The 14,103-nt window shown below is 67.2% G+C and carries 5 protein-coding genes; 4 read left to right on the top strand and 1 reads right to left on the bottom strand.

Features of this window, described 5'->3' with window-relative positions; all coding sequences use genetic code 11:
- Nucleotides 1-6 precede the first annotated feature (6 nt).
- The gene (locus G6N27_RS09230; protein WP_163776063.1) at nt 7-309 is read right to left on the bottom strand and encodes a PE family protein; all 303 of its coding nucleotides are present in this window, start codon (nt 307-309) and stop codon (nt 7-9) included.
- A 335-nt stretch (nt 310-644) separates the two neighbouring features.
- Here G6N27_RS09230 and G6N27_RS09225 point away from each other — a divergent pair, with 335 nt between their 5' ends.
- The 4 genes from G6N27_RS09225 (at nt 645) to G6N27_RS09210 (ending at nt 14,101) form a co-directional block, all read left to right on the top strand.
- On the top strand, nt 645-1,349 hold the full coding sequence (locus G6N27_RS09225) for a thioesterase II family protein (protein WP_232064923.1): 705 nt from the start codon (nt 645-647) through the stop codon (nt 1,347-1,349).
- A 660-nt stretch (nt 1,350-2,009) separates the two neighbouring features.
- Nucleotides 2,010-3,755: an AMP-binding protein gene (locus G6N27_RS09220; protein WP_163776062.1), complete on the top strand. Its 1,746-nt coding sequence runs from the start codon at nt 2,010-2,012 to the stop codon at nt 3,753-3,755.
- A gap of 292 nt (nt 3,756-4,047) precedes the next feature.
- A complete protein-coding gene (locus tag G6N27_RS09215; protein WP_163776061.1) occupies nt 4,048-9,297 on the top strand; it encodes a type I polyketide synthase in 5,250 nt (1,749 codons plus the stop codon).
- 46 nt (nt 9,298-9,343) lie between these two features.
- Nucleotides 9,344-14,101 carry a type I polyketide synthase gene (locus tag G6N27_RS09210; protein ID WP_163776060.1) on the top strand — a complete coding sequence of 1,586 codons (4,758 nt, stop codon included), beginning with the start codon at nt 9,344-9,346 and terminating at the stop codon, nt 14,099-14,101.
- The last annotated feature ends 2 nt before the right edge of the window (nt 14,102-14,103 follow it).

The raw sequence follows: 14,103 nt of genomic DNA, 5'->3' as shown, positions 1-14,103 counted from the left end.
GACTCACTACTCCACCACAGCAGCTGCGGCGTTGGCGGCCTCGGTCAGGTCGTAGGCACCGGCACCGGACCGCAGCGTGGCCACCAACTGCTCGTGCACCGCCGCGGCCTGGGCGGCGATCTGCTGGTAGGTCAGACCGTGCTGACCGAACTGGGCCGCCGTCATCGCGGACACCAGGTCTGACGCCGCGGGGGACAACGCCGTCGTCGGAGCGGCCGCGGCCGCGTTCCGCGCCGCCAGTGCCTCCCCGAGCCCGGACAGGCTTCCCGCCGCCCCCTGCAACACGTCTGGCTGTGTAGTAACGAACATTTCCAACCTCCACTAACATCCCCGCCGGCGCTGAAGTCGAACAGTACTTCAGACCGGGCTGTTTTGGGCGGACCTCCCCTAGAGCGACTGCCGTCCATGATGGCGTGGAAATCGTAAGCTTTTTTTGCGTTCAGCGATACTCAAATCGGGAAACATCTTGCCTGGAAACGGCATGTTTTCGTCTAAGCATTTTCACAGGTTGCGACCAGCTGACCGGGGCGTGAACGCGGCGCCGAATCCGCGTCGGAATCGGGCCCGGGTTCGTGCATTCGGCCGGCGTCGGTCGCTGTCGCGTCATGCGGTGCAGGCCAGAGGCGGGACGGTATCGTTGCCGCGTGACTGGGCAACCGCCGAAGCTCTACATCTTTCCGCACGCCGGGGGATCCGCAGAGTATTACGTTCCTTTTGCCAAAGCGTTTGCCGGTGATATCAAACGCATCGCCGTTCGGTATCCGGGACGGGGTGGTAATCACGATCTCGGGTCGTTTACCAGCATCACCGATCTTGCCGACAAAGTTTGCCAAATGCTCAAGCCGCCGGAGAGCCCGGACGAGAAGGTCGCCTTCTTCGGTCACAGCATGGGCGGTCTGCTGGCCTTCGAGGTCGCGCGCCGCTTCGAAGCGGCCGGCAGCCCGATCGCCGCATTGTTCGTGTCCGCGGCTGCGGCACCGGGCCGCGTCGGCTACGAGCACATCCCCGAGTCGGATCAGGGCCTGCTTGCCGCGGTTAGCGAGATGACCGGCGTCAACCCTGAGTTCTTGGAAAACGAAGAATTTGCCGCCAGCATCCTGCCGACGCTCCGCGGCCTGAAGGCGATCTCCAAATACGATTGCCCACCCGAGGAGAGATTGTCGTGCCCAATCTCGGCCTTCCTGGGCGATGACGACGAGGTCGCGACCTACGAGAAGGTATCGGGGTGGTCGGAGCGCACGACAGCGGACTTCAGTATCCGGGTATTTCCCGGTCACCATTTCTATCTCAGCGACCACATACCAGAGCTGGCTAAAGAGGTCGAGGGCAAGATCTTGTCCTCTTGTTGAGGTCGAGCAGACCTAAATAAAACGTTCGTTGCCAAAAGAGTTGACGTAATGGAAACAGGCAAACCCGTAATACTTTTAATGGCCGCAAACGTTAGTTAGCCGAAGAATTGGACATTAAGTCCGATTACTTGGATGACACGTCTGTTTGCCTTCCGAACGTTATTTTCAAGAGATCTGCGGAGGCGGCTGAGCTGGGCTTCTGCCGAAAAAGTGAATAACACCACACTTTGCGGCACGCGTGGCGAAACCCAGCAAACCCCCTCCTTGACGGAGGTTTTGTGGGTCCGGCATCACTGCGGCTCCATTGGGTCCCAGACGGGACGGTCGCATCACCGGCCGCCGATCGCCAGCTGGCCGACGCACCCCCTGTGACCTCGCAAAAGTCCTTTTATAGGGCATAACTCAGTTCGACTATGCAATCGAACTGACCGTCCGGTAAGATAGAGGTCGCACGACTGGTGAGGGAACGGATCTGGGCGCGATCCTCATAGCAAACCTATCGTCCCAGCAATGACGCAGGCAGGAACGGAGCTTCTGTTTGTCGCGCGTATTACATTCTTGGGTTTTCGGTCCGAGATGTGCGACGCCCCTGTTAATCTCCTGCATCACAAGCGCCCTTGTCATTGGTGTTCGGGGGACTAGAACTAAAGGGGTGGCCCGATGGCAGTAACTGAAGCCTCTATTGCCGCTGTACTGCGGGATTGGGCCCGGCAACAGCCGGATGCGCCCGCCTACACCTACATCGACTACGAGATCGACCCGGCCGGCTACGAGCAGAATCTGAGCTGGTCTGAGCTCTTCGGTCGCGTGCAGGCGTTGGCCGCCGAGATTTCGACCATCGGAGCGCCGGGCGACCGCGCTGCCATCCTCGCGCCACAGGGTCTGGAGTACGTCGTCGCGTTCTACGCGGCGCTGGAGGCCGGTCTGGTGGCGGTCCCGCTGCCCGTTCCGCAATTCGGCGCCCACGACGAGCGTGCCTCCTCAGCGCTGCAGGACTGCGCACCCACGGTGTTGCTGACCACCTCGGTGGTGGTCGACGACGTGGTCGGGTGCACCCGCTCGCTGCCCGGCACGCCCCCGGCCGTGATCGAGGTCGACAGCCTCGATCTGGAGGCCCCGCCGAACTTCCAGGCACCGCCCGCGCCGCGGACCAAGAACGCGGTGCTGCAGTACACCTCCGGCTCGACTCGTTCACCGGCCGCCGTCGTGGTCACCCACAAGAACATCCTGGCCAACGTGCAGCAGGTCCGGGAGGACTATTTCGAGGCCGAGGGCGCGGTACCGCCGTCGGACACCACGCTGGTGTCCTGGCTGCCCGTCTACCACGACATGGGACTACTGCTCGGCATCACCGGCGCGCTGACGATGGGCCTGCACTCGGTGCTGATGAGCCCGATGGCGTTCTTGCAGCGGCCTGCCCGGTGGATCCAGCAGTTGGCCGTCCACTCCCGCACCTTCACCGCGGTGCCGAACTTCGCCTTCGAGCTGGCCGCGCGGCGGACCACCGACGAAGACATGGCCGGCCTCGACCTGTCGGGCGTGCACACGGTCCTGTCCGGAAGTGAGCGCGTGCACGCGGCGACGATCCGCCGCTTCCTGGACCGGTTCGGCGAGTTCAACTTCCCGGCGAACTCGCTGAAGCCGTCCTACGGGCTCGCCGAGGCCATGGTCTACGTGAACTCGTCAGGTCCGGGGCGCCCGCCGACGGTCGCCACGTTCGACTACGAGAAGCTGTCCGCCGGGCACGCCGAGGCCTGCGACAACGCGAGCGGGGTCGAGTTGGTCGGCGTCGGCACGCCGCGCGCGTCGACCATCCGCATCGTCGACCCCGAGACCCGGATCGAGAACCCGGCCGGCATGGTCGGCGAGATCTGGCTGCACGGCGACAACATCGCCGCAGGTTACTGGCGCAAACCGCAGCAGACGCAGCGGACCTTCGGCGGGCAGCTCGTCGACCCGTCCACCGGTACGCCGCTGGGGCCGTGGCTGCGGACCGGCGACCTGGGCGTCATCTACGACAGCGAGCTGTTCATCATCGGCCGCATCAAGGACCTGCTGATTGTCGACGGGCGTAACCACTACCCCGACGACATCGAAGCGACCACGCAGGAGATCAGTGGCGGTCGTGTCGCCGCGATCTCCGTCGAGGGTGAGCGCACCGAGCGGCTGGTCGTGATCGCGGAGATGAAGCAGAAGGGCTCCGAGGCCGAGCAGCAGGAGCGGCTCCGCGACGTGAGACAGCAAGTGACGTCAGCGATTTCGAAGTCGCACGGGTTGCGGGTGGCCGACCTGGTGCTGGTGCCGCCTGGCTCTATTCCGATCACGACCAGCGGGAAGATCCGCCGTTCCTCGTGTGTCGAGGTCTACCGGCAGGATGAGTTCAGCCGTTTGGATTCCACCGCGTGATTTCCTGTCGGCATTGACGACAGGACCGCTTGGGGGGATCCGGACGGCTTTACACCGCAGCGGGGGGTAAAGCCGATGTCATCGAAGAGATTTTTTGTACCCGCTGTACAGGGGGGCTTGGTTCAGCACCGCCCGTTTGCCGGTAATATCGAACACTTCGGCTGGGCTGAACATCGTCGGTGCAACGAGGCGAACCGACCGGATACGCCCGGATGATCTCCGTGGGCGGGGCCGAGCTTCTCGCACACGGTGAAATACTGCAACGACTTTCCAACACACCGAGGGGAGCGCGATGACTGCTGCACCGTCGGACCGTCGGGCGATCATCACCGAGGCGTTGCGCAAGATCGACGACCTGACGGCGCGGTTGGAAATCGCCGAAAAGGGTGACACCGAGCCGATCGCGGTGATCGGAATGGGCTGTCGGCTGCCCGGGGGAGTGGACAGCACCGCGCAGTTCTGGCAGTTGCTCCAAGACGGCGTCAGCGGCATCGTCGAGGTTCCGTCGGAGCGTTGGGACGCCGACGCCTTCTACGCCGACGATCACTCGATACCGGGCACGATCGTCAGCAAAGAGGGCGGTTTTCTGACGTCCTGGCGGCCCAGCGAGTTCGACGCCGAATTCTTCGGGATCTCGCCGCGCGAGGCCGCGGCGATGGATCCCCAGCAGCGGCTGCTGCTCGAAGTCACCTGGGAGGCACTGGAAAACGCGGGTATCACCGCCCCGGAGATCCGCGGCACCCAGACTGCGGTGTTCGTCGGTATGACGACGTATGACTACACGCTGACCCTGGCCGGCCGACTGCCGCCGGAAGAGGTCGACCCGCATGTCCCGTTTGGGAACGCGGCGAACTTTGCTGCCGGACGCTTGTCCTATTTCCTGGGCGCGCACGGCCCCGCGGTCGTGCTCGACACCGCCTGCTCGTCGTCGCTGGTCACCGTGCATCTGGCCTGCCAGAGCCTGCGCAAGCGGGAGAGTGACCAGGCGCTGGTGGCCGGCGTGAATTTGATGCTGAGCCCGGAAAACAGCGTTGCCACCTCGCGGTGGGGGATGCTGGCCCCCGACGGCCGCTGCAAGACCTTCGATGCCGGCGCCGACGGCTATGTCCGCAGCGAGGGCTGCGGCGTCGTGGTGCTCAAGCGGCTCAGCGACGCGGTACGCGACGGCGATTCGGTGCTGGCGGTGGTGCGCGGGTCGGCGGTCAACCAGGACGGCCCCAGCAGCGGTCAGACGGTGCCCAGCGGGCCCGCTCAGCAGGCGGTGGTGCGCTCGGCGCTGGCGTCGGCGCGGCTGGAGCCCTCCGAGATCGACTACGTCGAGGCGCACGGCACGGGTACAGCACTGGGCGACCCGATCGAGTTGGGTGCACTGCACCAGGTTTTCGGCGAGCGCAACGGCTCGGCGCCGCTGGTGCTGGGGTCGGTGAAGACCAACTTGGGTCACCTGGAGTCAGCCGCCGGCATCGCCGGTTTCATCAAGACCGTCCTGACCGTGCAGCACGGCTACATTCCGCAGCATCTGCATTTCACCAAGCTGACCCCGAACGCCGTCGAAGGAGCGTCGAAGTTCACCATCGCGGCCGACGGGATGCCCTGGCCCGCGGTGGGGCGGGCACGGCGAGCCGGGGTGTCGTCGTTCGGTGTGAGCGGCACCAACGCCCACGTGGTGATCGAGCAAGCACCGGTCACCGAAGCTGTTGCACCGCAACCGGAGTCGGCGGTGACCACCCTGGTTGTGTCGGGCAGGACGCCGGCGCGGATCGCATCGACGGCCGGGGTGCTGGCCGACTGGATGACGGGAGCGGGCGCCGCCGTGTCGCTGACCGACATCGCCCACACTCTCAACCACCACCGCACCCATCACAAGACATTCGCCACGTTGTGCGCGCGCGACCGGGCCCACGCGGTAGCCGGGTTGCAGGCGCTGGCGGCGGGCCAGTCGGCGATCGGCCTGGTCGGCCCGCACGAAGGGTTCTGCAAGCCGGGCACCGTTTTCGTCTACTCGGGCCAGGGCTCGCAGTGGGCCGGCATGGGTCGGCAACTGCTGGCCGACGAGCCGGTGTTCGCCGAGACGATCGACGAGTTGGAGCCGCTGTTCGTCGAGCACATGCGGTTCTCCCTGCAGCAGGTGCTGACCGAGGGCCAGCGGGTATCCGGCGATGCGCGCGTGCAGCCGGTGCTGATGGGTCTGCAGTTGGCGCTGACCGCGTTGTGGCGCTCCTACGGCGTGGAACCCGATGCGGTGATCGGACATTCGATGGGGGAGGTGACCGCGGCCGTGGTCGCCGGTGCGCTCACCCCCGACGAGGGGCTGCGGGTCATCGGCACCCGATCGCGGCTGATGTCGCGGCTGGCCGGCCAGGGCGCGGTGGCGCTGCTGGAGATGGACGCCGAGACGGCCGAGGCCTTCCTCGCCGACTACCCGACGGTGAGCCCTGCCGGGTTCCTCTCGCCGCGGCAGACCGTGGTCGCCGGGCCGGTGGCGCAGGTCGACGAGGTGATCGTCGCGGTCAGCGCGCAGGAGCGTTTCGCGCGGCGAGTGAACATGGAAGTCGCCTCGCACACCGCGATGATGGATCCGATCCTGCCCGAATTGCGTTCGACCCTAGCCGATCTCACGCCCAAGACGCCGACGATCCCGTTCATTTCCACCGTCGCCGACGGCACACCGCCGCTGGACGCCGACTACTGGGTCGCCAATGTGCGCCAGCCGGTGCGGCTGCATCAGGCCATCACCACTGCCGCCGAGCAGCACGGCACCTTCATCGAGATCAGCCCGCACCCCACGCTGACGCACGCGGTCGCCGAAACGCTGGAGACCGACCACCATCACAGCGTTGGGACGTTGTCGCGCAAGGGCGATGACACGGTGAGCTTCCATACCAGCCTCAACAGCACCCACACCATCCGTCCGCCCGAGTTGCCGCACCCGCCCGAGCCGCATCCGGTGCTGCCCAGCACGCCGTGGCATCACTCTGAGCACTGGATCAGCGCCGAACACTTTGTCAAGACAGCCGAATCCGCGCCGAAGCCCGGCACGCTGCTCGGTCAGCACATCCCGGTAGCCGCGACACCGCCGGCACATCTGTGGCAGGCGCGGCTCGCGCCCACCACGAAGCCGTATCCCGGGTCGCACCACAACAACGGCGTCGAGATCATCCCGATATCGGTTCTGCTGCAAACGCTTTGCGAAGCCGCGGGGTCGAAGCTGTCCGGTGTCCGATTCGACTACCCGATCGTCATCGGCGAGCCGCGGGTCATCCAGGTGGTCGCCGACGGCGGATCGGTGACGGTGTCATCGAGCGCCTCCGAGGCGCAGCACTGGATTCGCCACGCCACCGCGCGCATCGCTGACGCCCCGGAGACCCAGTCGGACAACGCGGTTGCCGCTCCGGGTGCCACCGATACCGATTTCACCGACGAGTCGGTCACCGAATTCTGGCAGACGTGGGGCAGCGAAGGACGACCGTTCGGCTGGTCGGTCGGCTCCTGCCAGTCGAAGGCCGGTGTCCTGCATGCCGACGTCGAGCTGACCAAAGCATCGTCAGTTGCGTTGCTGGACGCCGCAATTCATCTCGGCCGGCTGCTGGACAGCGCCAACCCGCGGCTGATGGTGCCGGCCGCGGTCGCCGGCGTGCACTTCGGCGCCGAGCTCGCCGAGCCGCACGGCCACGTCGAGGTCCGCCGTCGCGGCGGCAACGACGAAGAGCTCGTCGTCGATGTCGCGGTCACCACCTCCGACGGCAGCACGTGCGTCGAGGTACACGGGCTGCGCTACACCGCGGTGGACTCGAGCGCGGCCGCCGGCCGGGCCGACGATCCCGCCACGATGGTGCACGCCATCGACTGGCAGCCGTTCACGCCCGACGCGGGTCACGACGACGGCCCGCGCACGGTCGCGGTGATCGGCGATCACACCGTGCGCGACGGGTTGGGCCGCGCCGGCTACTCGGCGGCGACCGTCGCCGACGCGCGCTACGTCATCTACATCCCGGAAATCCACACTGGCGAAACTGATTCCGACTTCGCGATCCGCACGTCGATGGAACTGGCCGAGCTGGTACGGGGTCTGGCCGAGCGGGACGACGACAACCCGGTCGCGCTGTGGATCATCACTCGCGGTGTACGCGAAGGCAGTTCCGACGCCGCCGTCACGCAAAGCCCGCTGTGGGGCACGGCCGGAGTGATCCGGGCCGAGCAGCCGCAATTGTGGGGCGGTCTGGTCGATCTGCCCGACGGTGTGGACATCGGCGAGCAGTTGCCCGCGCTGTCGACGATTCTGCGGACACCGGCCAAAACCATTCTGGCGCTGCACAATGGCGAATTCGTGACCCAGGCCCTTGCGCCGGTGGCCGGTGAGACGCAGCGGGAGCCGCTGCGCTGCCGGCCCGACGCGGCATATCTAATCACCGGCGGCCTGGGTGCGCTCGGTCTGCTGATGGCCGGCTGGCTGGCCGACCACGGCGCGCGTCGCGTCATCCTGGCCGGCCGTACCCCGTTGCCGCCGCGGCGGGAGTGGGACGCCGACACCAACGACGCCGACACCAAGCAGAAGATCGCCGCCATCCGGGCGCTCGAAATGCGCGGTGTCGCAGTCGAAGCCGTGTCCCTCGACATCGGTTCGGCCGACGCCGTGCAGGCCCTGCTGGCCAAGCGTGACGCCGAGGGAGCGGCGCCGGTCCGCGGCATCATCCACGGCGCCGGCATCACCGACGCGCAGCTGTTCACCGACGTCGAGGAGAGCCACCTGCGCCGCACCATCTGGCCGAAGATCGCCGGCGCGCAGGTACTGCACCGGGCGTTCCCGCCGGGCAGCGTCGACTTCTTCTTCCTGACGGCCGCGGCCGGTGCCGTTTTCGGTGTCCCCGGCCAGGGCGCGTATGCGGCGGCCAACGCCTACCTCGACGGCCTGGCGCGGGCTCGGCACGGCCAGGGCTGCCACACCGTCAGCCAGGACTGGGTCGCCTGGCGCGGCCTCGGTTTCGGCGCCGACGCGCAGATCGCGCTGCAGGAACTCGAACGACTGGGCTCGCGCCCGGTGACCGCCGAGGAAGCCTTCGCGGCGTGGGACCACCTCGAGCGCTACGACGTCGCGCAGGCCGTGATGGCGCCGCTGCCGTCGTCGGATGAGTCGACGGACGCCGAGCCGTCCGGGACGTCACCGGCATGGTCGGAGATGTCGGCCGACGACGTGCACCGCGAACTCCAGGATGGCCTGCGTGCGATCCTGGCCCGCGAACTCCAGATGCCCGAATCCGAACTCGAGCTGGACCGGCCGTTCGCCGAGCTTGGCATGAACTCCGTGATGGCGATGTCGGTGCGCCGGGACACCGAGCAATTCGTCGGCATCGAGCTGTCCGCCACGATGCTCTTCAACTACCCGACTATCGTTGCACTCGCGGGGCATCTCGCGAAAAAGGTTCTGCCGCAGACGGAATCGGACAGCGAGCTCGACTCGCAGGGCGATTCGGACGGCGGCGTCCTGAGTGAGTTGTTCGACAGCGTGGAATCGGCACCGGCCGGCAGTGAGAGGGGTTTGTGATGAGGCGCTACCGGGAAGGTGCATCCAGCCGACTGAAGGTCTGGTCATGACGTCGTCGTATGACGAAGGGGCGCTGCGACACTGGCTGGCCGACTATCTCGTCACGAACGTCGGGTGCAACCCGTACGACATCGACTTTGACGCCCCGATGAGCGACCTGGGTCTGGGTTCGCGGGACGTCGTCGTGCTCTCCGGCGAGTTGTCCGAGCTGCTCGGCCGCAAGGTGTCGCCGGTGGAGTTCTGGCAGCACCCGTCGATCGCCGAGCTGGCCCGCTTCCTGACCGACGCCGATGCCCTCACCGCTGCCGAAGCCGAAGATGAGCCGCACCGGGTGCAGAGCGACGAGCCGATCGCGGTGATCGGCCTCGGCTGCCGGTTCCCCGGCGGCATCCACGGGCCGGACGAGTTCTGGGAATTCATGGTCGACGGCAAGGACGCCGTCACCGAGGTGCCGCCGGACCGGTGGGCGCCGTTCGACGACGGCTCGCCTGAGACGACAGCGGCTCTGGCCCGCACCACCCGCTTCGGCGGATACCTGGACGACATCGACGCCTTCGACGCCGAGTTCTTCGACATCTCCAGCCGCGAAGCGACCAAGATGGACCCGCAGCAGCGGATGCTGCTCGAAGTCGCTTGGGAGGCACTGGAACACGCCGGCATTCCGCCGAGCTCGCTGCGCCGCTCGCAGACCGGTGTCTTCACCGGCGCGTGCTACACCGACTACGGATACGTGGCGGCCCTGGACCTGACCAACGTCGACGCGTGGAGCAATTCCGGTGGCGCGCTGAGCATCGTCGCGAACCGGCTGTCTTACTTCCTGGATCTGCGCGGCCCGTCGGTCACCGTCGACACCGCCTGCTCGTCGTCGATCGTCGCGCTGCACCTGGCCTGCCAGAGCCTGCGCACCGGGGACTCCGACGTGGCGCTGGCCGGCGGCGTCAACCTGATGCTGGCGCCCGCGGTCGTGCGCGCCTTCGATCAGACCGGCGCGTTGTCTCCGACGGGTGCCTGCCATGCGTTCGACGCGGATGCCGACGGGTTCATCCGCGGCGAGGGTTGCGGCATGGTGGTGCTCAAGCGGCTCAGCGACGCGGTGCGCGACGGCGACCGACTGCTCGCGGTGGTGCGGGGTTCGGCGGTCAACCAGGACGGCCGCTCCAACGGCCTGCTGGCGCCCAACCCCGCGGCGCAGATGGCGGTGCTGCGCTCGGCCTACGCCAACGCCGGTGTGCCGCCGCAAGAGGTGGACTACATCGAGGCCCACGGGACCGGGACGCCGCTCGGCGACCCGATCGAGGCCCGTGCGCTCGGTACGGTGCTGGGACGCGGGCGTCCCGAAGACGCGCCGCTGCTGATCGGCACGGTGAAGACGAACATCGGCCACCTCGAGGGCGCGGCCGGTGCGGCGGGCCTGATCAAAGCGGTGCTGGCCGTGCAGCGCGGGAGCATCCCGGCGAACCTGCACTTCCACAACCCCAACGAGCACATCCCGTTCGATCAGCTGCGCCTGAAAGTTGTTGACAAGCAACAGGATTGGCCGCAGACCGAGCACCCGAGGCGGGCCGGAATCTCGTCGTTCGGGTTCGGTGGCACCAATGCTCACGCGGTGATCGAGCAGGCTCCTGCAGCGGTGCCGGTTATCCGCGAGGCCGATCCGGCGGTGACCACTTTGGTCGTATCGGGCAAGTCGAAGGAGCGGATCGCGTCGCTGGCCGCGTCGCTGGCCGACTGGCTGGAGGGTGACGGCGCGAACGTGCGACTGCCCGACGTCGCGCACACACTCAACTACCACCGCGAGCGCCACCCGCACTTTGCCACCGTCGCCGCACGCGACCGTGCACAGGCGGTGGAGCGACTCCGGGTGCTGGCCGACGGCCGGGCGGCCGAGGGCGTGGTGGCCGCGCACGACGGGCCGTGCGGCCCCGGAACGGTTTTCGTGTACTCGGGCCAGGGTTCGCACTGGGCGGGCATGGGCCGGCAACTGCTTGCCGACGAACCGGTGTTCGCCGAGGCGATCGCCGAGTTGGACCCGATTTTCGTTGAGCAGGTTGGCTTTTCGCTGCAGAAGATTATCGAAACCGGTGAGCCGATCAGCGGTGATGCGCAGGTTCAGCCGGTGCTGATGGGGCTGCAATTGGCGCTGACCGAGTTGTGGCGCTCCTGCGGCGTGCACCCGGACGCGGTGATCGGTCACTCGATGGGTGAGGTCTCCGCCGCGGTGGCCGCCGGTGCGCTCAGTGTGGTCGACGGGTTGCGAGTGATCGCCATCCGCTCGAAGCTGATGTCACAGCTGGCCGGCCAGGGCGCGGTGGGGCTGCTCAAACTCGACGCCGAGGCCACCGAGGCATTGATCGCGGATTACCCCGATGTGACTGCGGCGGGCTATATCTCGCCGAAGGAGACGGTGATCGCGGGCCCGGTGGCCGCGGTCGATGCGGTGATCGCCGCGGTGAGCGCGCAGAACAAGTTCGCCCGTCGGGTCAACATGGAGGTCGCGTCGCACACCGCGTTCATGGACCCGATCCTGGACGACTTGCGCACGGCGCTGGCCGATCTGACGCCCGAGATCCCGACCATCCCGTTCTATTCGACGGTCACCGAAGGTCTCACGTCGCCGCTGCTGGACGCCGACTACTGGGTGGCCAACGTGCGCCGGCCGGCACTGCTCAGCCAGGCCGTCGCCGCGGCCGCCGATGAGCACACCACCTTCATCGAGATCAGCGCCCATCCGATCCTGACCCACGCGGTCACCGACACGCTGGATCCCGCGAACCACCACCACAGCACCGGAACGCTGTGGCGGGACGGCGACGACACGGTCATCTTCCACACCAACCTCAACACCGTCCACACCAACCATCCACCGCAGACCTCGCATCCGGTCGAACCGCACCCGGTGCTGCCGACCACGCCGTGGCACCACGGCCACTACTGGGTCAACCCGCGGCCGCTGTCTCCGGTCAGAAGTGTTGCGGGGCCAGTCGATTCGGCTGCCCTCGACGGTCCGATTCCGTCGGAGTGGTATCTGCAGCTGGACTGGCCGGTCCGGGAACTGTCCGCTGCCGAGGCGGATGCCGACAACTCGTGGCTGGTGATCACCGACTCCGGGCTGGGCGCCGAGATCGGTCATGTCCTCGGCGACGAATTCGCCGCGATGGTCGAACCGTCGTCGTTGCTGGCCGACGGGGCGGACCCGACGGCGATCACCGACGCGCTGGCCGGGGTGACGCATGTGCTGTACGCACCCGAGGTGACCGGCGGGCCGTTCGACTTTGAAGCGGGATACGCGTTGTTCAACGCCGCGCGGCGGTTGTCCGCCGCGATCGCCGACATGGGTGTCGCGCCGCGGCTGTATCTGCTAAGCCGTAACGCCCAACCGGTCAGCGAAGGCGACCGGGGCAACCCCGCCCACGCGGTGCTGTGGGGCTTGGGCCGCACGCTGGCCCTGGAACACCCCGAATTCTGGGGCGGCGTCATCGATGTCGACGAGTCGGTGCCGGACGGCGTGGTCGCCCGCTACGTGGTGGACGAGGCGCGCGCCGACGACGGCGAAGACCAGGTCGTCTACCGGGCCGGTCAGCGTCGAGTTCCGCGACTGCACAAGGGGTATCCGCCGGCCACGGAGCCGGCCACGCTCGACAAGGACCACAGCTATCTGGTGATCGGTGCGACCGGAAACATCGGGCCGCACTTGATTCGGCAACTGTCCGAATCGGGTGCGGGCACCGTCGTCGCGGTATCGCGCAACCCCGGTTCCAAGCTCGACGAGCTGGCGGCGAGCCTGGTACCCGCAGGCACTTCAGTGGTGACGGTTGCCGCCGACGCGGCCGACGAGTCGGCGATGAGCGCGGTGTTCGACCGTTTCGGCGCCGATCTGCCGCCGCTGGCCGGCATCTACGTGGCGGCGTTCGCCGGTGGTCCGATCACGTTGCTGGACATGACAACCGACGACGTGACCGCGATGTTCCGGCCCAAGCTGGACGTGGTGTCGCTGCTGCACCGGCTTTCGGTGCGGCATGCGATCGAGCAGTTCGTGTTGTTCTCGTCGATCTCCGGCCTGACCGGATCCCGTTGGTTGGCCCACTACACGGCGACGACCACCTTCCTGGACACCTTCGCGATGGCCCGCCGGGCCGCCGGCCTGCCGGCTACCGCGATCAACTGGGGTCTGTGGAAGTCGTTGTCCGACGGGCAATCCGAGGAGGAGCGTCAGGTCACGAGCGGTTCCGGTCTGCTGCCGATGGCCGACGACGTCGCGATCAAGGTGCTGCCGTTGCTGACCGGACCCGGTGCGCCGGCCCGCCCGACGGTGGTCGCCGCCGACTGGGGCCTGCTCGCCACCGCGTACCGCACCAGGGCGGCCCTGCACATCGTGGACGATCTGCTGACCGTGCACGACGGCGCCGACGACGGTGGCGCCGCCCACACGACCAAGCTACGGGAGACGTTGCGCGACGCCGAGCCGGCTCGACGCCGCGGCCTGCTGGTCGATCACGTCACCACGCAGGTTGTCCAGGCGATGGGGTTGGCCTCGCCGCAATTGCTCGATCCGACCGCGGGCTTCTTCCAGTCCGGGATGGACTCGCTGATGAGTGTGACCCTGCAGCGCGCCCTGTCGGACAGCCTCGGTGAAACGCTGCCCGCGTCAGTGGTGTTCGACTATCCAACCGTCGAGGCGCTGTCGGACTACCTGGCCACCCTGCTGCCCGAGCTGGTCGAGGCGGCCGAGGATGACGACGCCGACGCCTATGACGACTTCAGCGACGACGAACTGCTCAAACAGCTTTCGGACAGGTTGGGTTAAGC

Source organism: Mycobacterium cookii (genome assembly GCF_010727945.1).
GTDB classification, from domain to species: Bacteria; Actinomycetota; Actinomycetes; order Mycobacteriales; family Mycobacteriaceae; genus Mycobacterium; species Mycobacterium cookii.
Note: the sequence above shows the minus strand (reverse complement) of the source record. Positions and strands in the feature narration are given on the sequence as shown.